The sequence below is a fragment of the Pseudomonas sp. MT92 genome (assembly GCF_058792515.1).
The window spans coordinates 122,514-139,193 of the sequence record NZ_JBXAFA010000012.1 but is presented as its reverse complement, the minus strand read 5'-3'; the positions used below and the strand labels follow the sequence as shown (position 1 = coordinate 139,193).

17 protein-coding genes are annotated in these 16,680 nt (G+C 60.6%); 8 read left to right on the top strand and 9 right to left on the bottom strand.

What is annotated here, in order from left to right; all coding sequences use genetic code 11:
• The first annotated feature begins 163 nt into the window (after positions 1–163).
• The 6 genes from AC1Q6D_RS22120 (at position 164) to AC1Q6D_RS22095 (ending at position 6,879) form a co-directional block, all read left to right on the top strand.
• Positions 164–1,297: an ABC transporter substrate-binding protein gene (locus tag AC1Q6D_RS22120; RefSeq protein WP_103403307.1), complete on the top strand. Its 1,134-nt coding sequence runs from the start codon at positions 164–166 to the stop codon at positions 1,295–1,297.
• Positions 1,298–1,468: 171 nt separating this feature from the next.
• Positions 1,469–2,383: an ABC transporter permease subunit gene (locus tag AC1Q6D_RS22115; RefSeq protein WP_047536821.1), complete on the top strand. Its 915-nt coding sequence runs from the start codon at positions 1,469–1,471 to the stop codon at positions 2,381–2,383.
• 3 nt (positions 2,384–2,386) lie between these two features.
• Positions 2,387–3,670, top strand: a complete 1,284-nt coding sequence (livM, locus tag AC1Q6D_RS22110; RefSeq protein ID WP_103403306.1) for a high-affinity branched-chain amino acid ABC transporter permease LivM — start codon at positions 2,387–2,389, stop codon at positions 3,668–3,670.
• The gene (locus AC1Q6D_RS22105; protein WP_103403305.1) at positions 3,667–4,539 is read left to right on the top strand and encodes an ABC transporter ATP-binding protein; all 873 of its coding nucleotides are present in this window, start codon (positions 3,667–3,669) and stop codon (positions 4,537–4,539) included. Before livM ends, AC1Q6D_RS22105 begins: the two co-directional genes overlap by 4 nt.
• Positions 4,536–5,255, top strand: a complete 720-nt coding sequence (locus AC1Q6D_RS22100) for an ABC transporter ATP-binding protein (RefSeq protein ID WP_103403304.1) — start codon at positions 4,536–4,538, stop codon at positions 5,253–5,255. Before AC1Q6D_RS22105 ends, AC1Q6D_RS22100 begins: the two co-directional genes overlap by 4 nt.
• A gap of 853 nt (positions 5,256–6,108) precedes the next feature.
• Positions 6,109–6,879, top strand: coding sequence for an SDR family oxidoreductase (locus tag AC1Q6D_RS22095; protein WP_103403303.1), 771 nt, complete (start codon positions 6,109–6,111; stop codon positions 6,877–6,879).
• Positions 6,880–6,981: 102 nt separating this feature from the next.
• On the opposite strand, the gene AC1Q6D_RS22090 is transcribed toward AC1Q6D_RS22095, so the two are convergent.
• The 8 genes from AC1Q6D_RS22090 to AC1Q6D_RS22055 form a co-directional block, all read right to left on the bottom strand.
• Positions 6,982–8,115 carry an AGE family epimerase/isomerase gene (locus AC1Q6D_RS22090; RefSeq protein WP_103403302.1) on the bottom strand — a complete coding sequence of 378 codons (1,134 nt, stop codon included), beginning with the start codon at positions 8,113–8,115 and terminating at the stop codon, positions 6,982–6,984.
• 165 nt (positions 8,116–8,280) lie between these two features.
• Complete coding sequence (locus AC1Q6D_RS22085) at positions 8,281–8,853, bottom strand: HupE/UreJ family protein (RefSeq protein WP_103403301.1); 573 nt, start codon at positions 8,851–8,853, stop codon at positions 8,281–8,283.
• Positions 8,854–8,882: 29 nt separating this feature from the next.
• Complete coding sequence (gene ureG, locus AC1Q6D_RS22080; RefSeq protein WP_047536839.1) at positions 8,883–9,497, bottom strand: urease accessory protein UreG; 615 nt, start codon at positions 9,495–9,497, stop codon at positions 8,883–8,885.
• A 23-nt stretch (positions 9,498–9,520) separates the two neighbouring features.
• Positions 9,521–10,195, bottom strand: a complete 675-nt coding sequence (locus AC1Q6D_RS22075) for an urease accessory protein UreF (protein ID WP_103403300.1) — start codon at positions 10,193–10,195, stop codon at positions 9,521–9,523.
• A complete protein-coding gene (gene ureE, locus AC1Q6D_RS22070; RefSeq protein ID WP_047536845.1) occupies positions 10,192–10,692 on the bottom strand; it encodes an urease accessory protein UreE in 501 nt (166 codons plus the stop codon). The genes AC1Q6D_RS22075 and ureE overlap by 4 nt, the downstream gene beginning before the upstream one ends.
• Before the next feature lie 203 nt (positions 10,693–10,895).
• A complete protein-coding gene (locus tag AC1Q6D_RS22065; RefSeq protein WP_047536848.1) occupies positions 10,896–11,528 on the bottom strand; it encodes a TetR family transcriptional regulator in 633 nt (210 codons plus the stop codon).
• A gap of 37 nt (positions 11,529–11,565) precedes the next feature.
• The gene (locus tag AC1Q6D_RS22060; RefSeq protein WP_256590140.1) at positions 11,566–11,694 is read right to left on the bottom strand and encodes a hypothetical protein; all 129 of its coding nucleotides are present in this window, start codon (positions 11,692–11,694) and stop codon (positions 11,566–11,568) included.
• Positions 11,695–11,698: 4 nt separating this feature from the next.
• Entirely contained in the window at positions 11,699–12,154 is a 456-nt protein-coding gene (locus AC1Q6D_RS22055; protein ID WP_047536851.1) for a hypothetical protein, read from the bottom strand.
• A 376-nt stretch (positions 12,155–12,530) separates the two neighbouring features.
• On the opposite strand from AC1Q6D_RS22055, the gene AC1Q6D_RS22050 reads away from it, so the two are divergent.
• Positions 12,531–14,606 carry an AsmA family protein gene (locus tag AC1Q6D_RS22050; RefSeq protein ID WP_103403299.1) on the top strand — a complete coding sequence of 692 codons (2,076 nt, stop codon included), beginning with the start codon at positions 12,531–12,533 and terminating at the stop codon, positions 14,604–14,606.
• A gap of 211 nt (positions 14,607–14,817) precedes the next feature.
• Positions 14,818–15,708 (top strand): esterase/lipase family protein, encoded by an 891-nt coding sequence (locus tag AC1Q6D_RS22045; RefSeq protein WP_047536857.1) that lies wholly within the window; start codon positions 14,818–14,820, stop codon positions 15,706–15,708.
• 20 nt (positions 15,709–15,728) lie between these two features.
• On the opposite strand, the gene AC1Q6D_RS22040 is transcribed toward AC1Q6D_RS22045, so the two are convergent.
• A complete protein-coding gene (locus tag AC1Q6D_RS22040; RefSeq protein ID WP_103403298.1) occupies positions 15,729–16,604 on the bottom strand; it encodes a DMT family transporter in 876 nt (291 codons plus the stop codon).
• Positions 16,605–16,680: the final 76 nt, after the last annotated feature.

Sequence of the window (16,680 nt, the reverse complement as noted above, 5' to 3'; positions counted from 1 at the left end):
CTCCGGTTTAGACGGTTGCACACCCAATGAAAATGGGATCGAAACAGTCAAAATAACAATAAAGCAGCGACTTTTTTCAGAATAAAAAACCGATGGCACGGCACTTGCTCTGAGCATTAATGAAGTCGCAGTGCCAACTAAAAAAACCTTGGAGCACCACCTCATGTCCCAGACGTTTTACAAGAAAGGCTTTCTGGCCCTCGCAGTGGCAACTGCGTTGGGTGTTTCTGCGTTTGCTCAGGCTGACATCAAGATCGGCGTAGCGGGTCCAATGACGGGCGCCAACGCGGCATTTGGCGAGCAGTACATGAAGGGTGCGCAGGCAGCTGCCGATGCGGTCAACGCAGCGGGCGGCGTAAACGGGGAAAAAATCGTACTGGTCAAGGGCGATGACGCCTGCGAACCGAAACAGGCTGTGACGGTCGCCAAGGACCTGACCAACCAGAAAGTCGCCGGCGTGGTCGGTCACTTCTGCTCCTCGTCGACCATCCCGGCCTCCGAGATCTACGACGAAGCGGGCATCATCGCGATCACTCCAGGTTCCACCAACCCACAGGTTACCGAACGCGGCCTGAGCGCCATGTTCCGTATGTGCGGTCGTGACGACCAGCAAGGCATCGTGGCCGGCGACTACATCGTCGACGTGCTCAAGGGCAAGAAGGTTGTCGTGCTGCACGACAAGGACACCTACGGCCAGGGTCTGGCAGATGCCACCAAGGCTCAACTGGTCAAGCGCGGCGTGACGCCAGTGCTGTACGAAGGCCTGACCCGTGGTGAGAAAGACTTCAGCACCATCGTGACCAAAATCCGCGGTGTTGGCGCCGATGTCGTCTACTTTGGCGGTCTGCACCCGGAAGCCGGTCCTCTGGTTCGTCAACTGCGTGAACAAGGCCTCAAAGACGTCAAGTTCATGTCCGACGACGGCATCGTGACCGACGAACTGGTGACCACCGCTGGCGGCCCGCAATTCGTCAACGGCGTGCTGATGACCTTCGGCGCCGACCCACGCCTGCTGCCAGACAGCAAGACCGTGGTAGACGAGTTCCGCAAACATGGCACCGAGCCAGAGGGCTACACCCTGTATGCCTACGCGTCGGTCCAGACCCTGGCAGCAGCGTTCAACGGCGCCAAATCCAACAAGGGTGAGGACGCTGCCAAATGGCTGAAAGCACACCCGGTCAAGACCGTCATGGGCGAGAAGTCCTGGGATAGCAAGGGCGACCTGAAAGTCTCCGACTACGTGGTTTACGAGTGGGACAAGGACGGCAAATACCATCAACTGGAAAAACAGAAGTGATATGAACAGCTGATTTGCCCGACGCCCTGGGTGTCGGGCAATCCTGAAACATGTCCGTGCAGTACCTGTCTTTTCTCGTAGAGCTGCACACAACCGTGTTGCGCCGGTGGCTGAACCCCGGTCCGTCGCAACCGGCTTCTGTGCAGTCTCTCAAATGCGTGAGATTGCGTTATGGATGGTATTTTCCTGCAGCAACTGGTCAACGGCCTGACCCTCGGGTCGGTCTATGGCCTGATCGCCATCGGCTACACAATGGTCTATGGCATCATCGGCATGATCAACTTCGCCCACGGCGAGGTTTACATGATTTCCGCTTACCTCGCGGCAATCAGTCTGGCTCTGCTGGCATACTTCGGTATTGAATCCTTCCCTCTGCTGATGCTCGGCACTCTGATCTTCACCATCGTCGTCACGGCGGTGTATGGCTGGGTCATCGAGCGTGTCGCCTACAAACCCCTGCGTAACTCCACCCGACTGGCACCGCTGATCAGCGCCATCGGTATTTCGCTGATCCTGCAAAACTATGCACAGATCGCCCAAGGCGCGAAGCAACAAGGTGTACCGACCTTGCTGACGGGTGCCTGGCGCGTCGACATCGGCACCGGTTTCGTGCAGTTGACCTACACCAAGGTCTTCATTCTGGTCGCCGCGTTTGCCGGCATGGCCGTGCTGACCTACATCATCAAGTACACCAAGCTCGGCCGCATGTGCCGCGCAACACAGCAAGACCGCAAGATGGCCTCGATCCTCGGGATCAACACCGATCGGGTGATCTCCTATGTGTTCATCATCGGTGCAGCGATGGCGGCCCTGGCCGGCGTGCTGATCACCATGAACTACGGCACATTCGACTTCTATGCCGGCTTCATCATCGGCATCAAGGCGTTCACCGCCGCCGTACTCGGCGGGATTGGTTCGCTGCCTGGCGCCATGCTCGGCGGGATCATTCTCGGGATTTCCGAGTCGCTGTTCTCTGGTCTGGTCAACTCGGACTACAAAGACGTTTTCAGCTTCTCGCTGCTGGTTCTCGTTCTGGTCTTTCGGCCTCAAGGCCTGCTCGGCCGTCCTCTTGTGTCGAAGGTGTAAGCGATGTCTTCAACCACTAAAAAATCCATTGATGTCAAAAAAAGTCTGGTTGACGCGATTCTTGCCGGTCTCATCGCCCTGATTGTGTTCGGACCGATCGTCGGCGTCGTGCTCGACGGCTACGGCTTCAACCTGGAAACGACCCGGGTGGCATGGATTGTCGCCATCGTCATGGCCGGTCGCTTTATCTTGAGTCTGTTCCTGCAAACCCCGAAGGGCCTGAAAATCCTCGAAGGTTTTGAAACTACCGGCTCCGGGGTGCATGTACTGCCACCCGATTACAAATCCCGCTTGCGCTGGATCATCCCGCTGGTGATCGTCATCGCGGTGGTGTTTCCGTTCTTCTCCAACTCCTACCTGCTGGGCGTGGTTATCCTCGGCCTGATCTATGTGTTGCTGGGGCTGGGGCTGAACATCGTGGTCGGCCTGGCCGGCCTGCTCGACCTGGGTTATGTGGCGTTCTACGCCATCGGGGCCTACGGTCTGGCGCTCGGGTATCAGTACCTGGGACTGGGTTTCTGGACGGTGCTGCCTCTGGCGGCGATCACCGCCGGTCTGGCCGGTTGCATCCTCGGGTTCCCGGTGCTGCGCTTGCACGGTGACTACCTGGCGATCGTGACCCTGGGTTTCGGTGAAATCATCCGCTTGATCCTCAACAACTGGCTGTCCCTGACGGGTGGCCCGAACGGCATGCCGGCACCGTTGCCGACATTCTTCGGCCTCGAGTTCGGCAAGCGGGCGAAGGATGGCGGGGTGCCTTTCCACGAGTTCTTCGGTATCGCCTATAACCCGGACGTGAAGTACTACTTCATCTATGCGGTGTTGTTCCTGGTGGTGCTGGCCGTGCTCTACATCAAGCATCGTCTGGTCAAGATGCCGGTGGGGCGTGCCTGGGAAGCCCTGCGTGAAGATGAGATCGCCTGCCGCTCCATGGGGCTGAACCACGTACTGGTCAAGCTCTCGGCGTTTACCATTGGCGCCTCGACGGCCGGTCTGGCCGGCGTGTTCTTCGCCACCTACCAGGGCTTTGTGAACCCGACCTCGTTCACCTTCTTCGAATCGGCACTGATCCTCGCCATCGTGGTGCTCGGCGGCATGGGTTCGACCATCGGTGTGGTGATGGCAGCCTTCGTGCTGACCGTGGCCCCGGAACTGCTGCGCGGCTTTGCGGAGTACCGCGTGCTGCTGTTCGGCATCCTGATGGTGTTGATGATGATCTGGCGACCGCGCGGCCTGATTCGGATCAGCCGTACCGGTGTGACCCCGCGTAAAGGAGTAGCGCCATGAGCGAAGTCGTACTCTCCGTAGAGAAGCTGATGATGCACTTCGGCGGCATCAAGGCATTGAATGATGTCAGCCTGCAGGTCAAGCGCAACTCGATCTTCGCCCTGATCGGCCCCAACGGTGCCGGCAAGACCACCGTGTTCAACTGCCTGACCGGATTCTACAAGGCCTCGGGCGGCAAGATCGAACTGAATGTGCGCGGCGAGAAAACCAACGTCATCAAGTTGCTCGGCGAATCGTTCAAACCGACCGATTTCGTCTCGCCGAAATCCTTCGCCAGTCGCCTGTTCTACAAGGCGTTCGGCGGCACCCACCTGGTGAACCGTGCCGGCCTGGCGCGGACCTTCCAGAACATTCGCCTGTTCAAGGAAATGTCGGTGCTGGAAAACCTGCTGGTGGCCCAGCACATGTGGGTCAACCGCAACATGCTGGCCGGCATCCTCAACACCAAGGGCTATCGCAAGGCCGAAAGCGATGCGTTGGACCATGCGTTCTACTGGCTGGAAGTGGTGGACCTGGTGGACTGCGCCAACCGTCTGGCCGGTGAACTGTCTTACGGCCAGCAACGTCGCCTGGAAATCGCCCGGGCCATGTGCACCCGCCCGCAGATCATCTGCCTCGACGAACCGGCCGCCGGCCTCAACCCTCAGGAAACCGAAGCGCTGAGCGCGATGATCCGGCTGCTGCGCGACGAGCACGATCTGACCGTGGTGCTGATCGAACACGACATGGGCATGGTAATGAGTATTTCCGATCACATCGTGGTGCTGGACCACGGCATCGTCATCGCCGAGGGTGGCCCTGACGATATCCGTAACGACCCGAAAGTGATTGCCGCCTACCTGGGCGCCGACGAAGAGGAGCTCGTATGACTAACGGTGCCATCCTCGAACTCAAGGAGCTGGACGTGTTTTACGGGCCGATCCAGGCCCTGAAGAAAGTCTCGCTACACATCAATGAAGGTGAAACCGTCAGCCTCATCGGCTCCAACGGCGCCGGCAAATCGACCCTGCTGATGTCGATTTTCGGCCAGCCACGGGCGGCGAGCGGGCAGATTCTCTATCAAGGTGTGAACATTACCCAAAAGTCGTCGCACTACATTGCCTCCAACGGCATCGCGCAATCGCCGGAAGGGCGGCGGGTGTTCCCCGACATGACCGTCGAGGAAAACCTGCTGATGGGCACCATCCCGATCGGTGACAAGTACGCCAAGGAAGACATGCAGCGCATGTTCGAACTGTTCCCGCGGCTCGAAGAGCGGCGCAACCAGCGCGCCATGACCATGTCCGGCGGCGAGCAGCAAATGCTCGCCATCGCCCGTGCGCTCATGAGCCGCCCGAAACTGTTGCTGCTGGACGAGCCTAGCCTCGGGCTGGCGCCGATTGTGGTGAAACAGATCTTCGCCACCCTGCGGGAACTGGCCAAGACCGGCATGACCATCTTCCTGGTCGAGCAGAACGCCAACCACGCCCTCAGGCTTTCGGACCGGGCCTATGTGATGGTCAACGGCGAGATTCGCATGACCGGCACCGGCAAGGAGCTGCTGGTCAATGAGGACGTGCGTAACGCCTATCTCGGCGGGCACTGAGTTATACCTGTTGTACACAAGCCCCGGCGCGCAATCGCCGGGGCTTTTTTACACCTCCAATTCGCCACAATCCCTTGTAGGAGCGAGCCCGCTCGCGAAGGTCTTCAGTACTACGCGTTTATTCAGAATGTTCGCGTTTTCGTTAACGTCCATCGCGAGCAAGCTCGCTCCTACAGTGGGCTGTGGTGTGCCTTCGGGAAATTGTGGAAAACAAATTAGCCAAGCTCTGAAAGCGCGACATAAAGCCGCTGCAAATAGTTGTTTTGCCGAGGTTTTGACTTGTCCCCGTTTGCTGTGGAGCTGGCTGTGAATAACGTGGGAGTAGCTGGCTGAACGCCTTTGAATTCGAGGCCTGCAGGCGTGTGGTTGTTTTTTGATCAGGCGTTTTTGCGCAGCCATGAGGCCGCTTTGTCAACCTTTTTATTGGCGTCGAAAACCGCTCGAAAAGGCGTGGACAAGCCTGTGGATAAGTCTGTGATTAAACTCTGGAAAGACCCGGATAAAGGCCGTAGTTAGAGGCTTGGCGCCATCATCGACTTGACCGCCCGGTCGGGTTGTTTGCCCTTTGGTGCACAGCAGACCAATGAGGGTCAAGTAAAAAAATTTCAAAATCCGTCGCAAAGCCTTGTGGATAGCGGCTTTCAGCTTTTTACACTTGCCCCCAAAGACTGTGGACCCACCTGTGGATAACATGCGCGCACCTGTCTGCAGGCCACGCTGGACAAGGGGTGACGAGGTCTGATCGTTTTTTGTACAGGTTGGGTGGTGGTTGCCGCTGTGGACAAGGCCGGGCATGCTGCCTGCTGATTTTCTATTCCAATGGCTGTCGATCAGCCGAAGCAAGGAGAACACGATGTCCAACACCCTGTTTATTACCGGCGCGACCTCCGGTTTTGGTGAAGCCTGTGCCCGTCGTTTTGCCGAGGCCGGCTGGAAACTGGTGCTGACCGGTCGTCGTGAAGAACGCCTCAACGCGCTGTGCGCCGAACTGTCGAAGCAGACTGAGGTTCATGGCCTGGTCCTCGATGTGCGTGACCGCAAGGCCATGGAAGCGGCCATCGCCAATCTGCCGCCGTCCTTCGCCAAGCTGCGCGGGCTGATCAACAACGCTGGCCTGGCCCTGGGCGTTGACCCGGCACCCCAGTGCGATCTGGATGATTGGGACACCATGGTCGACACCAACATCAAAGGCCTGATGTACAGCACCCGTCTGCTGTTGCCGCGCCTGATCGCCCATGGTCGCGGGGCCGGCATCGTCAACCTGGGTTCCATCGCCGGCAACTACCCTTACCCGGGCAGCCACGTGTATGGCGCGAGCAAGGCGTTCGTCAAACAGTTCTCCCTGAACCTGCGCTGCGATCTGCAAGGCACCGGCGTGCGGGTCAGCAACATCGAACCTGGCCTGTGCGAGAGCGAATTCTCGCTGGTGCGTTTTGCCGGTGATCAGGAGCGTTACAACGCCACTTACGCCGGTGCCGATCCGATCCAGCCGCAAGACATCGCCGACACCATTTTCTGGGTCCTCAATGCGCCGGCCCACATCAACATCAACAGCCTGGAGCTGATGCCGGTGAGCCAGACCTGGGCCGGGTTTGCCATTGATCGCAGTGGTGGCAAGGCTTAAGACCGCTTCGCGGTCAATCGCGAGCAGGCTCGCTCCCCCAATGGAACTGCATGCACAGGACCGAGTGTGGGGGCGAGCTTGCTCGCAATCGCTATCTGAATGTCAGCGAAGATACTCGGCCAACCCGCGATAACAGGTCGCCAAGTGATAAGGCGTGGTCGACGGCATGTCCCGACGGCTCACTTGACCCTGCTCGTCACGGCACTCGTACCAGCCACGCGAGTGCAGCGAATGCTGTTGCAGCGCCTGCAACTGGCGCAACACCGCGGGCTCGCTGTCCGGACGCAGGGTCAACGCGCGCAGGTATTCGGCCTGGGCCCAGATGCGCTGTGTGGCGTCCCGAGAGCCGCCGTCCGGTCCGAAGTCGAGCATGGCCCGCACCGCACCGGTCTGTTGATCGACCCCCAGTTGCTCGGTGAAGGCAAAGGCGCGCTCCAGGGACGCATGCAGTGTCGAGCCGCGTAGCAGCGGCGATGACTCCAGCAGGAAATACCATTCGAACTGGTGCCCCGGTTCAAACCAGTTATCCACAGCGCCCAGCGGTTTTTCCATCAACACCCCATGTTGCGGGTCGATGAAGCGCTTCTGCATGGCTGTGCATAACTCGAGGAGTGCCCGTTGCACGGCGCGGTCTTCGCGTACCGAGAGCGTGGCGAGAAAGGCTTCCGCCAGATGCATCAACGGGTTCTGCAGCGGCCCGCTGCCCAGGGACGACCAGTTGCGGTCGAGGCTGGCTTCGTAGAGGCCATCACCCGTGGCGAATCGCCGGGCGATCACTTCCAGGGCGGCGTTGAGCACGGACTCCACCAGCGGCTCGCGGACTTTGTCCCAGTAATGGGCGCAGGCGAACAGAATGAAGGCGTGGGTGTAGAGGTCTTTGCGCTGATCCAGCGGCGCGCCGTGCGGGTCGATGCTGTAGAACCAGCCGCCATGCTCGGCGTCGTGAAAATGCCGCTGCAAAGAGCGGAACAGGGCTGCCGCGCGTTCTTCGGCGGCCGGCACCTGGCCGATCAGGCTGGAAAACAGGTACAGCTGTCGCGCACAGGCCATGGCCCGGTAGCGCTGAGGGGGCAGAGGCTGATGCTCGGCATCCAGCGCCTCATAGGGCAGCGCCATGTCGGCATTCCAGCCGGGGCCCTGCCAGAGGGGCACGATCACATCCTGGAAGTGCTGTTGCACCGAGGAGAACAGGGCGGTCAGTTCAGGCTGGGAGGCGGAGCGGGAAACATGCGGCATTGGCTGGCGTCGTCACGGCAGGGGCGATTGCGCGACATGTTAGCAGGCCTGAGCGGTGTGTTGTCTGTCAGGCCGCTTTGGCGAGCAGGCTTGCTCCCACAGGGGTAGGCATTTCATTGTGGGAACGAGCCAGCCCGCGAAGAGCTCATCACAGGCTATGAAGAATCAACCTGCCAGCAACCACACCCCCGTCGCCGCCGAAGCCGCACCCGCCAGTCGAACCAACGGTGCTGCTGCCCGGGGCAGCACGCGTACCACGGCATAACCCGCTGCATGCAGCGCAGCTGTCGCCACTACAAAACCGGCGGCGTACGTCCAGGGGCTCGACATGTCCGGCAGTTCCAGGCCATGGGCCACGCCATGGAACAGCGCGAACAGCGCTGTTGCAGCCACCGCCACGCTCAACGGCGGACGCACCGCCAGCGCCACGGCCAGGCCCAGCGCCAGCACGGACGCGGCAATCCCGCTTTCCAGCGCCGGCAGGTTTAGCCCTTCAAAGCCCAGCAGCCCGCCCATCAGCAGGGTGCCGACGAAGGTGCACGGCAGCACCCAGCGCGCGGCGCCTTGTTGCTGCGCCGCCCAGAGGCCGACGGCCAGCATCGCCAGCAAGTGATCGAGGCCGCCGAGTGGATGGCTGATGCCAGCGATCAAGCCGTTGTCGCCGTGCCCGGGGTGGGCGAAGGCGATGGCAGGGGTCAGCAGCAGGGCCAGGGTGCCGAAGATGCGTTTGAGTGTCATGGATAAGCTTCCTTGTTGATAAGTGATGATCAGGCTGCCGTCAGCAGGCCCTGGCGCTCGATGAAGGCGATGATCTCTTCCAGGCCCTGGCCGGTTTTCTGGTTGCTGAATACGAAAGGCTTGCCGTTGCGCATGCGGGTGGTGTCGCTGTCCATCAAGGTCAGCGATGCCCCTACCAGCGGAGCAAGGTCGATTTTGTTGATCACCAGCAGGTCGGATTTGCAGATCCCCGGCCCGCCCTTGCGCGGCAGCTTGTCGCCGGCCGACACATCGATCACGTAGATGGTCAGGTCCGACAGTTCCGGACTGAAGGTGGCCGACAGGTTGTCGCCACCGGACTCCACCAGAATCAGGTCCAGGCCCGGAAAGCGTCGATTGAGTTGATCCACGGCCTCAAGGTTGATCGAGGCGTCTTCGCGAATCGCCGTGTGCGGGCAGCCGCCGGTTTCCACGCCAATGATGCGTTCCGGCGCGAGCGCTTCATTGCGCACCAGAAAGTCGGCGTCTTCACGGGTGTAGATGTCGTTGGTGACCACCGCCAGGTTGTAGCGGTCGCGAAGGGCCAGGCACAGGGCCAGGGTCAAGGCGGTTTTGCCGGAACCGACCGGGCCGCCGATGCCGACGCGCAGAGGTTGTGTGTTCATGTGACTCTCCAGAATAAAAGGTCCTAGGAACGGAACAGACGGCTGTACTGGCGCTCGTGGGCCATGCACGCAAGGGACAGGCCGAACGCGGCGCTGCCGTAGTGTTCGGGGTTGATTCGCGTAGCGTCCTGCTGGGCTTGCTGCAACAGCGGCAGCAACTCGCTGGTCAGGCGTTGCGCGGCTTGCTGGCCCAATGGCAGGGTTTTCATCAGCACCGCCAGTTGGTTTTCCAGCCAGCTCCAGAGCCAGGCGGCCAGTGCGTCCTGCGGACTGATCTGCCAGGCTCGAGCGGCCAACGCCCAGCCGAGGGCCAGGTGCGGTTCGGCGCGCTGTTCGAGGAAGGTACGGGCCGGTGCATCGAGTTCGGGCAAGCCACTGAGCAGTTGTTGCAGGGAGTAGCCCATTTGCCGGCTTTCCTGATGCAGCTCGCGGGTTTCCCGACTGGCGCGGTGTTCTTCGCAGCGCAGCAGCAGGTCGCTCCAATTGTCCTCGGCCGCCGCCATGCAATGGGCGAGTAACAACGGGGCCTCGAAACGGGCGAGGTTCAACAGCAACTGATCGCTGATCCAGCGCCGAGCGCTGGCAGGGTCATGAACGCGACCATTCTCCACGGCCATTTCCAGGCCTTGGGAATAGCTGTAGCCGCCAATCGGCAATTGCGGACTGGCCAGACGCAGCAGCGCCCAGGCCGGGTTCATGGGCGCACGCCGAACTGGTGCAGTTTGGGCGGGTAGTTGAAGTCTTCATCGCCGTGGCGCGAATGGTGATGGCCTCCGCCGTAAGCCCCGTGTTCCGGCTGGAACGGCGCTTCGATGTGCTCGGTGGTGGCGCCGAGTTGTTCGAGCATGGCCTTGAGCACGTAGTCATCGAGCAGGCGTAACCAGCCGTCGCCGACCTGCAAGGCGACGTGCCGGTTGCCCAGGTGATAGGCGGCACGGGTCAGTTCGAAGGCATTGGCGCAGGTGACGTGCAGCAGTTGTTCGGGGCGGGCGCAAACGCGGACGATGCGCCCGTCTTCGGCCTGCAGGCATTCGCCGTCATAAAGAGGCGACTGACCACGTTCCAAAAACAAACCGACGTCTTCGCCCTCGGCACTGAAACAGCGCAGCCGGCTTTTGCTCCGGGCTTCGAAGGTCAGGTGCAACTCGGCGGCCCAGACGGGTTGAGGGTCGATTCTGCGGTGAATCACCAGCATCGGAAAGCTTCCAGCAATGGACAATGCTCAGGCTAGAGCAAGGGGCTTGCCAATCGATGGAATTGTAGGAAATGCCTGTGGGAAAGGTGGGGCGAGGTCGGTCTTGGTGCAGGTTTTGGATGATTTTGGTGCATTGTTTTTTTTGAGTGCACCGATTTAATGCGCGACGATTTGCTGGAGGGGCGCGAACCTGCTCGACAGGGTTATTCAGTGCTGCCGAGCCCTTGCCAGTGCTTCAAGCCAATAAAGATGAACCGCAGTTGCTGGGTAATCTTGGCCTGAGGGGTCAGGTGTGCAGGCAGCGCCTCTAGAGGCGGGTCGATGATGTCTGGCAACGTGGCGAACACGCTTTTGACGATCAGGTCCGCCATAACGCTCAGGCCGGCGATGTCCAGGTGTTGCAGCTTCGGCATCAACGACAGGTCGGCGGCCAGGTCCGAGCTGATGTCCTCGCGCAGGCGGCCGATGGCCTGGCGCACCGGCAGCGAGCCGCCGTACTGCTCGCGGGCGAGAAACAGAAATTGCGAGTGGTTGGCGCTGACGACATCGAGAAAGATCCGTACCGAGGCGTCTATGATGCCGCCCATGACAAACTCGTTGTGCCGCACCAGGCGGATGGTTTCACGGAAGGTCTGACCGACTTCACTGACCAGCACCAGACCCAGTTCGTCCATGTCGGCGAAGTGCCGGTAAAAACCCGTGGGGACAATCCCGGCGGTTTTCGCCACTTCGCGCAGGCTCAAACTGCCGAATCCTCGGCCGCCTTCCATCAAATGGCGAGCAGCGTCCATGAGGGCAGTGCGGGTTTGTTGCTTCTGTTCGGCGCGGGGCAGCATCGCAAGGGCGTTTTCTGGAGAAGGAGAGCGGCGCACTCTAGCAAATCGGCTTTGCTGGCGTCGAACGACGAGAGGAGATCAATTGCACAGAGGCGATTTCGATCAGGTGAATCGCCAGAAAATCAAAAGCCCAATCGAGTGATTGGGCTTTTTTCATGGCCGCCATGGGCTTAGCTCATAGCGCTGTTGCGTTCGATCACACGATCACCACCACCTTCGGCCAGGGTTTGACCAGGGGTACGGTCGGAACCGTCGGCAGCCAGGGTTTGGCCTGGGGTACGGTCAGAACCATCGGCAGCCAGGGTTTGGCCTGGGGTACGGTCAGAACCATCGGCAGCCAGGGTTTGGCCTGGGGTACGGTCGGAACCGTCGGCAGCCACAGTTTGGCCCTGAGGGGTCTTGTCGTAGCCATCTTCGGTGATCAGACCTTTTTCTTTCAGGCGATCGTTACCACCTTCGGCCAGGGTTTGACCAGGAGTGCGGTCGGAACCGTCAGCGGCGAGGGTGTGACTGAACACCGAGTGGCTGTCTTTCACTTGTGGAGTGGCTTGCTCGGCGGCCGGCAGTGCAAATGCAGTGCTGGCCAACATAGAGAGTGTCAGGCTAAGCAGAAGTTGGCGTTTCATGTTCGGGTGCTCCGTAGGAGGGCGATAAATTGGGTACGAAGACAATGCTACTCTCGATAAGTCGATATAAAAGTTCATAAACGCAATGGTAATAATCAACGGAATTGATTGTTCTCTGCAGCCCTTGTAAAACGGGCCTTTGCGGTGCACCGAGGTGGGTATTTTCGACTCACTGGCGCCACGCAAAAGTGCGGGCAAGGTAACGCTGGGGGCGCAAGAGCGCTGCGTTCGGTGGGGCGATGGCGGCAAAATCGGCTTTTCGATTAAACCTGCGGGCGGTTCTTCAGTCGTAGATTCCATAGCGGGCCGGTTCTGGCTCCGCGTTTCTCATGTGCGTCGCGGTCGGGGCGCTCAGTCGTATCAGGAGCCCTGTGCAATGACGCGCACTCGTAAAATTCTCGCCTGGAGCATCTTCAGCCTGGTTGTTCTGCTGGCGGCCCTGGTTCTGATCATCGTGTTCTTCGATTGGAACCGGATCAAACCAGCCCTCAATGCCAAAGTCTCTGAAGAACTGCACCGCCCGTTCGCCATCAACGGCAACCTGGCGGTGGTCTGGCGGCGTGAACTCGATGAGGGTGGCTGGCGGGCTTGGGTGCCCTGGCCGCATGTGGTGGCCGAAGACCTGAGCCTGGGCAACCCGGACTGGTCGAAAGCGCCGCAGATGGCCAGTCTCAAGCGTGTCGAACTTCGCATCTCGCCCCTGGCCCTGCTGGCCCAGCGCGTGGTGATCCCGCGCATTGACCTCACTGAGCCCAATGCCGAGTTGCAACGTCTGGCCGACGGTCGCGCCAACTGGACCTTCAAGTTCGACCCCAAGGACCCGAATGCCCAACCGTCTCCGTGGGTGGTGGATATCGGCGCGATCGGCTTCGACAAGGGGCACGTCACCCTGGATGACCAGAGCCTCAAGACCCAACTCGACCTGCTGATCGACCCGCTGGGCAAACCGATTCCATTCAGCGAGATCGTTGGCGACAAAGCCGCGAAAACCGCGCAAGAAAAGGGCGCAGCCCCCCAGGACTACGCCTTCGCCTTGAAGGTCAAAGGCCAATACCACGGGCAGAAACTCGCGGGTCAGGGCAAGATCGGCGGCTTGCTGGCCTTGCAGGATGCCGCCAGACCGTTTCCGCTCCAGGCACAGGCAACGATTGCCGACACCCGCATCGAACTGGCCGGCACCCTGACCGATCCGCTGAATCTTGGCGCCCTGGATCTGCGTCTGAAACTGGCCGGCACCAGTCTGGGCAATCTCTACCCGCTGACCGGCGTGACCCTGCCGGACACACCGCCTTACGCCACCGACGGTCACTTGATCGCCAAGCTGCACGAGCCGACTGGCGCGGTGTTCCGCTATGAGGACTTCAACGGCAAGATCGGCGCCAGCGACATCCACGGCAGTCTGGCTTACGTCGCCAGCCAGCCTCGGCCGAAACTCAGCGGCTCGCTGCTTTCCAATCAATTGTTGTTTGCCGACCTGGCGCCGCTGATCGGTGCCGATTCCAATGCCAAACAGAAGGCCCGGGGTGGTGAGAGCAAGCAACCGGCGGACAAAGTGTTGCCGGTCGAAGAGTTCAAGACCGAGCGCTGGCGCGATATGGACGCGGATGTCGAATTCACCGGCAAGCGCATCGTCCACAGCGAAAAACTGCCGTTCAACGATCTTTATACGCACCTGGTGCTCACCGATGGCGTCCTCAGCCTCGAGCCGCTGCGATTCGGCGTGGCGGGCGGCAAACTGGATGCGCAGATTCGCCTGAACGGTCAGACCGAGCCGCTGGAGGGCAAGGCCAAACTCACGGCCCGGGGGTTCAAGCTCAAACAGTTGTTCCCGACCTTCGAACCGATGAAAACCAGTTTCGGCGAGCTCAATGGCGATGCCGACATCACCGGTCGCGGCAACTCGGTGGCCAAATTGCTGGGCAGCGCCAACGGCACGCTGAAGATGCTGATCAACGACGGTGCCATCAGTCGCGAATTGATGGAGCTGGCCGGGTTGAACGTCGGTAATTATGTGGTCGGTCGGATCTTTGGCGACAAGGAGGTGAAGATCAACTGCGCGGCCGCCGACTTCGACATCAAGACCGGCTTGGCCACCACGCGGCTGTTCGTGTTCGATACCGAGAACGCGATCATCTACATCGATGGCACGGCGAACATGGCAACCGAGCAACTGGACCTGACCATCACCCCGGAATCCAAGGGCTGGCGCTTGATTTCGTTGCGTTCGCCGCTGTACGTGCGGGGCAAGTTCATCAAGCCTGATGCCGGGGTGAAAGCCGTGCCGTTGATGTTGCGCGGCGCCGGCATGGTCGCATTGGGCGTGATCGCCGCGCCGGCGGCAGGCTTGCTGGCGCTGGTGGCCCCGAGTGGGGGCGAGCCGAACCAGTGTGCGCCGCTGCTGGAGCAGATGAAGTCGGGCAAGGCCCCGGTGACCGTCAAGCCCACCCGGTAATCGGGCGTCCATCAGGGCCCCATCGCGAGCCGGCCGCTGAATATTGCCTGCCCGTGATCGAGTCGCTCTCGTCGGGCTGATCGTCGCGGGGGGATCTGAAGCAGGGTGGATGTCATAAACTGGTGTATGAGTTGTCATCTTTGCTGGCGATGCTTGGCGAGTCTTTGCTTCGCTCCTTGCATCGCCTCATCGATCATCAGGATGTCCGCCCATGTCGCAAGATTCCGCTCCGCGTTACCCGCTGGTGCTGGTCCCGGGAATGCTCGGGTTTGTCCGGTTACTGCTCTATCCCTATTGGCACGGCATCATTTCCGCGCTGCGTCAGGGTGGGGCGGTGGTGATTGCGGTACAGGTCTCGCCGCTGCATTCCAGCGAAGTGCGCGGTGAGCAACTCTTGGCGCGGATCGACGAGATCCTGCGCGAGACGGGGGCCGAGAAGGTCAACCTGATCGGTCATAGCCAGGGCTCGTTGACCGCTCGATACGCCGCCGCCAAACGCCCCGACCGGGTGGCGTCAGTCACATCGGTGGCGGGGCCGAATCACGGCTCGGAGCTGGCGGACTACCTGCACGAACACTATCCCCATGACAGCGTCAGAGGGCGGATGCTGAGCAGCCTGCTACGGTGGGTCGCGGCGTTGATGAGCCTGCTCGAAACCGGCTATCGCGGGCCGAAGCTGCCGGTGGATATCCATGCCTCCCACCATTCACTCACCAGCGCAGGCGTGGCGTTGTTCAATCAACGTTATCCACAAGGCCTGCCCGAGTGTTGGGGCGGGCACGGACCGGAAGAGGTCAACGGCGTGCGGTATTACTCCTGGTCCGGGACCTTGCAACCGGGCAAGACCGACCGGGGGCGCAATCCGCTTGATGGCACCCATCGCAGTTGCCGATTGTTCGCCAAAACCTTCGTGCGCGAATCCGGGTATTGCGACGGGATGGTCGGGCGCTACAGCTCGCACCTTGGAAGGGTGATTGGCGATGAGTTTCCGCTGAACCATTTCGACATCGTCAATCAGCCCTGGGGGTGGGTGGGCAAGGAGGCCGAGCCGATCCGATTGTTTGTCGAACATGCGGCCCGGTTGAACGCGGCCGGCCTTTAGACCGACCCTGTGGCGAGGGATTACGCGCGGCCCAACACCGTGGTCCACCGCTCGGACAGAATCACCCCGCCCAAGGTCAACAAGCCGCCCACCAAGTGATACAGCGCCAACTGTTCATGCAGTACCACCGCCGCAATCAGCGCGGTGATCAACGGCAGCAAGTTGAAAAACAACGTGGTCCGGCTCGGTCCAAGGCGAACCACGGCCTGCATCCAGGCCAGGGGAGCGATCATCGAAGCCAGCAGGCAGGCGTACAGCACCAGCGGAATATTCTGCAAAGTCAGGCCGACTTTCGGGGACGCGAGAAACAGTGGGAACAGCACCACCACCGCGACCAGCACTTGCAAGTACAGCAACACCAGGGGCGGCAAGCGCAGCTGCCATTTTTTCAGCAGCGTGCTGTAGATCGCGTACGCCAGGGTGGCGATCAGCATCATCGCATCGCCCAGGTTCACGCCATGCTCGAGCAGTACCGCAAGGCTGCCGGACGAGACGACCACCAATACCCCGGCAAACGACAGCACCGCACCGGCCAGTGCGCCCATGGTCAGGCGCTGGCCGAGGCTGATGATCGCCATGGCCAGTGACATCAAGGGCATCAACGACAGGATGATGCCCATGTTGGTGGCCGAGGTCAGTCCTGCGGCGAAGTACGCCAGGCTTTGATAAACCGCCATGCCGAGCACGCCGAGGACAAAGATCTTGCCAAGGTTCGGGCGGATCGCCAGCCAATGGGCGATCACCGGTTTGAGCATGAAGGGGGTGAACAGCAGTCCGGCGAGCAGCCAGCGGTAGAAGCCGATCTCGGCGGGGAAGATCGCCCCGGCCGACATTTTGGTGATCACGGTGTTGCCGGCCCAGATAAAGATGGCCAGCAGGGGATAAGCGTATTGCATCAGGGAAAAACCAGAACGTTAATGAAGGGTGATTATCCCCTGTCTGGATACAAGCCTATACTTCGATCCAGACAAC

What these genes read in the sequence shown, in the direction of transcription:
- AC1Q6D_RS22120 (WP_103403307.1), top strand. Translation starts at nt 164, where the DNA reads ATGTCCCAGACGTTTTACAAGAAAGGCTTTCTGGCCCTCGCAGTGGCA.
- AC1Q6D_RS22115 (WP_047536821.1), top strand. Translation starts at nt 1,469, where the DNA reads ATGGATGGTATTTTCCTGCAGCAACTGGTCAACGGCCTGACCCTCGGG.
- livM (WP_103403306.1), top strand. Translation starts at nt 2,387, where the DNA reads ATGTCTTCAACCACTAAAAAATCCATTGATGTCAAAAAAAGTCTGGTT.
- AC1Q6D_RS22105 (WP_103403305.1), top strand. Translation starts at nt 3,667, where the DNA reads ATGAGCGAAGTCGTACTCTCCGTAGAGAAGCTGATGATGCACTTCGGC.
- AC1Q6D_RS22100 (WP_103403304.1), top strand. Translation starts at nt 4,536, where the DNA reads ATGACTAACGGTGCCATCCTCGAACTCAAGGAGCTGGACGTGTTTTAC.
- AC1Q6D_RS22095 (WP_103403303.1), top strand. Translation starts at nt 6,109, where the DNA reads ATGTCCAACACCCTGTTTATTACCGGCGCGACCTCCGGTTTTGGTGAA.
- AC1Q6D_RS22090 (WP_103403302.1), bottom strand. Translation starts at nt 8,115, where the DNA reads ATGCCGCATGTTTCCCGCTCCGCCTCCCAGCCTGAACTGACCGCCCTG.
- AC1Q6D_RS22085 (WP_103403301.1), bottom strand. Translation starts at nt 8,853, where the DNA reads ATGACACTCAAACGCATCTTCGGCACCCTGGCCCTGCTGCTGACCCCT.
- ureG (WP_047536839.1), bottom strand. Translation starts at nt 9,497, where the DNA reads ATGAACACACAACCTCTGCGCGTCGGCATCGGCGGCCCGGTCGGTTCC.
- AC1Q6D_RS22075 (WP_103403300.1), bottom strand. Translation starts at nt 10,195, where the DNA reads ATGAACCCGGCCTGGGCGCTGCTGCGTCTGGCCAGTCCGCAATTGCCG.
- ureE (WP_047536845.1), bottom strand. Translation starts at nt 10,692, where the DNA reads ATGCTGGTGATTCACCGCAGAATCGACCCTCAACCCGTCTGGGCCGCC.
- AC1Q6D_RS22065 (WP_047536848.1), bottom strand. Translation starts at nt 11,528, where the DNA reads ATGCTGCCCCGCGCCGAACAGAAGCAACAAACCCGCACTGCCCTCATG.
- AC1Q6D_RS22060 (WP_256590140.1), bottom strand. Translation starts at nt 11,694, where the DNA reads ATGGCGGCCATGAAAAAAGCCCAATCACTCGATTGGGCTTTTGATTTT.
- AC1Q6D_RS22055 (WP_047536851.1), bottom strand. Translation starts at nt 12,154, where the DNA reads ATGAAACGCCAACTTCTGCTTAGCCTGACACTCTCTATGTTGGCCAGC.
- AC1Q6D_RS22050 (WP_103403299.1), top strand. Translation starts at nt 12,531, where the DNA reads ATGACGCGCACTCGTAAAATTCTCGCCTGGAGCATCTTCAGCCTGGTT.
- AC1Q6D_RS22045 (WP_047536857.1), top strand. Translation starts at nt 14,818, where the DNA reads ATGTCGCAAGATTCCGCTCCGCGTTACCCGCTGGTGCTGGTCCCGGGA.
- AC1Q6D_RS22040 (WP_103403298.1), bottom strand. Translation starts at nt 16,604, where the DNA reads ATGCAATACGCTTATCCCCTGCTGGCCATCTTTATCTGGGCCGGCAAC.